Annotated in this window: 1 protein-coding gene and 1 pseudogene; one reads left to right on the forward strand and one right to left on the reverse strand. The window is 72.1% G+C overall.

Annotated elements, in window-relative coordinates:
• Positions 1-839: pseudogene (locus SSQG_RS36080) on the reverse strand (XdhC family protein); the annotation flags it as partial.
• Between the two features lie 186 nt (positions 840-1,025).
• On the opposite strand from SSQG_RS36080, the gene SSQG_RS36085 reads away from it, so the two are divergent.
• Complete coding sequence (locus SSQG_RS36085) at positions 1,026-2,999, forward strand: elongation factor G (RefSeq protein WP_003994940.1); 1,974 nt, start codon at positions 1,026-1,028, stop codon at positions 2,997-2,999.
• The last annotated feature ends 132 nt before the right edge of the window (positions 3,000-3,131 follow it).

Here is a 3,131-nt window from a genome sequence, read left to right on the forward strand (position 1 = left end):
GAGCAGCGGGACGTCGAACTTGGGGTCGTGCGTGAGGACGCAGACCCACCCGTGCGCTCGTCGGTCTCCGTGCCGCGCAGATAGCGGTGCGGCCACTCCACGACCACCTCGACACCCTCGGGGAAGCGCCGGGGCGTGGCGAAGACCGGGCGGGCGTCGCAGACGGTGACGCGGTAGCCGAGGAAGTCCCCGATGCGGGCCACGGCCGCGGCGTAGTCGATCGCGCCGAAGACCAGCATGCGCGGCGGTGGCGCGAAGGACTGGAGGAACACGCCGACGGAGTCCTCGCGGCGCTGCCCCTCGGGCCCGTAGTGCCGCAGGCCGGTGGCGCCCAGGGCGAGCTCGCCGCGCGCGTCGGCGGTCACGGCGGCGTCCAGGCCGCTCGCGCCGAGCGTGCCCGCGACCCGGTCCGGCCAGACGGCGAGCGTCGCCCCGCGCGGTGCCGGACCGCCGGTCACCGTGGCCACGGTCACCGGCTCTCCGGCGCCGACCGACGCGGCGACCTCACCGAAGGCGGGATCCAGCTCGGCCGACACGGGCCGCACGAGCAGGGTGATCTCGCCACCGCAGGTCAGCCCGACGGCGAAGGCGTCCTCGTCGCTGTAGCCGAAGCTCTCCAGCCGGGCCTCGCCGCTCGCCACGACGTCCCGCGCCAGCTCGAACACCGCGCCCTCGACACAACCACCGGACACACTGCCCACGACCTCCTCGTCCGGACCCACGGCCATCGCCGCACCCGGGTCGCGCGGCGCGCTGCGGCTGACCTCCACGACCGTGGCGAGGCCGAACGGGTGACGGGCCGCGTACCAGCGGCCGAGCACCGGGAGGATGTCACGCACGATCCGCCTCCTTCCACGCGGCCCACCGGGTACCCCGGCGGCGGTTAATTCCGTTGTGGCCTACCGGGTGGGTCTGCTGCACTGCACGGGACGAAGACGTCCCAGAGTCCCGAGGAGCACAGATGCGCACTCCGTTCATGTCCCCCCAGCCAGGAACGGACCTCTCCTCGAAGGACATGACGCTTCGTGCACTCGCTCAACCTCGGGATTCTCGCCCATGTCGACGCCGGTAAGACCAGCCTGACCGAGCGGTTGCTCCATTCGGCCGGGGTGATCGACGAGATCGGCAGCGTCGACGACGGGAACACCCGCACCGACACCCTCGCGCTGGAACGGCAGCGCGGCATCACCATCAAGTCCGCCGTCGTCTCGTTCCCCCTCGGCGGTGTGACGGTCAACCTCATCGACACCCCCGGTCACCCGGACTTCATCGCCGAAGTCGAGCGCGTGCTCGGTGTGCTGGACGGTGCCGTCCTCGTCGTCTCCGCCGTCGAGGGAGTGCAGGCGCAGACCCGTGTGCTGATGCGGACCCTCCAGCGGCTGCGCATCCCGACCCTGCTGTTCGTCAACAAGATCGACCGGCGTGGGGCGGGGTACGAGACGGTCCTGCGGTCGATCCAGGCCAGGCTGACCCCCGCGATCGTGCCGATGGGAACGGCCACCGGCCTCGGCACAATCGCGGCCCGCTGCACCCCGGGCCCCGGCCCGGCCGCCGCCCTCGACGTCCTCGCCGACCACGACGACACCCTGCTGTCGGCGTACGTCGACCACACCCTCACGGACGCGCTGCTGCGCACCTCCCTGGCCGCCCGGACCCGCGAGGCCCTGGTCCACCCCGTCTACTTCGGCTCCGCCGTCACCGGCGCCGGTGTGGACGCGCTGCTGACCGGCATCGAGGAACTGCTGCCGCCGGCCGGCGGGGACGCGGACGGGCCGGTGTCGGGCACCGTGTTCAAGGTCGAGCGGGGCCCGGCGGGGGAGAAGGTCGCCTACGCCCGGATGTTCTCCGGCACCCTGCGCACCCGGGACCGCGTCCCCTTCGGGGCGGACGGCGCCGAAGGCCGCGTCACCGCCGTCAGCGTCTTCGGCCACGGCACGGACACCCGCGGCGAAGCGGTCCGCGCCGGGCAGATCGCCCGGCTGTGGGGTCTGGGCGACATCAGGATCGGCGACGCGCTCGGTGAACCCCGCAAGGCGTACGAGCACTTCTTCGCCCCGCCCACCCTGGAGACGGTCGTCGTGCCCGGCCCGGGCGTGCACCGGGGCGCACTCCACCTCGCGCTCACGCAACTCGCCGAACAGGACCCGCTGATCGGCCTGCGTCACGACGAACGGCGGCAGGAGACCTCGGTGTCCCTGTACGGGGAGGTGCAGAAGGAGGTCGTCCAGGCCACCCTCGCCGACGAGTACGGCCTCGACGTCACCTTCCGCGAGACCACCCCGCTCTGCGTCGAACGGCTGCTCGGCACCGGACAGGCCGTGGAGTTCATCAAGAAGGACGCGAACCCGTTCCTCGCGACGGTCGGCCTGCGCGTCGAGGCCGCGCCCGTCGGCTCGGGCGTCGTCTTCCGGCTGGAGGTGGAGCTCGGCTCCATGCCGTACGCGTTCTTCAAGGCCGTCGAGGACACCGTGCGCGCGACCCTCGACCAGGGACTGCACGGCTGGCAGGTCCCCGACTGCGTGGTCACCATGACCCACAAGGGCTACTGGCCCCGCCAGAGCCACGCCCACCAGGGCTTCGACAAGAGCATGTCGAGCACCGGCGCCGACTTCCGCGGTCTGACCCCGCTGGTCCTGGTGGCGGCGCTGCGGCAGGCCGGCACCCGGGTCCACGAGCCGATGCACCGCTTCCGTGTCGAGGCACCGGCCGACACCCTCGGCGCCCTGCTGCCGGTCCTGGCCGGGCTCGGGGCCGTACCCGAGACCACGCTGAACCGGGACGACACCTGCGTCCTGGAGGGCACGGTGCCGGCGGCCCGGGTGCACGCCCTCGGACAGCGGCTGCCGGGGCTCACCCGGGGCGAGGGCGAGCTGGAGAGCGCCTTCGCTCACTACGCGCCCGTCGCGCACGGCACGGTCCCCGAGCGTCCGCGCACCGACCACAACCCGCTGAACAGGAAGGAGTACTTGTTGAATGTGACACGAAGGGTCGGCGGCTGAGGTGTGCGCTCTGGCCGAGAGGGAACTTACTCCAGAGTCAGGGGTGTTGACGGTGTCCTGATATCGCCGGACTGTAGTGGACATGCCAACTGTCCGACTGCGTCTGCTGGTTGTCCTGGCTGTCCTCTTCGG

This window comes from Streptomyces viridochromogenes DSM 40736, from assembly GCF_000158955.1.
In the GTDB taxonomy this organism is placed as follows: Bacteria; Actinomycetota; Actinomycetes; order Streptomycetales; family Streptomycetaceae; genus Streptomyces; species Streptomyces venetus.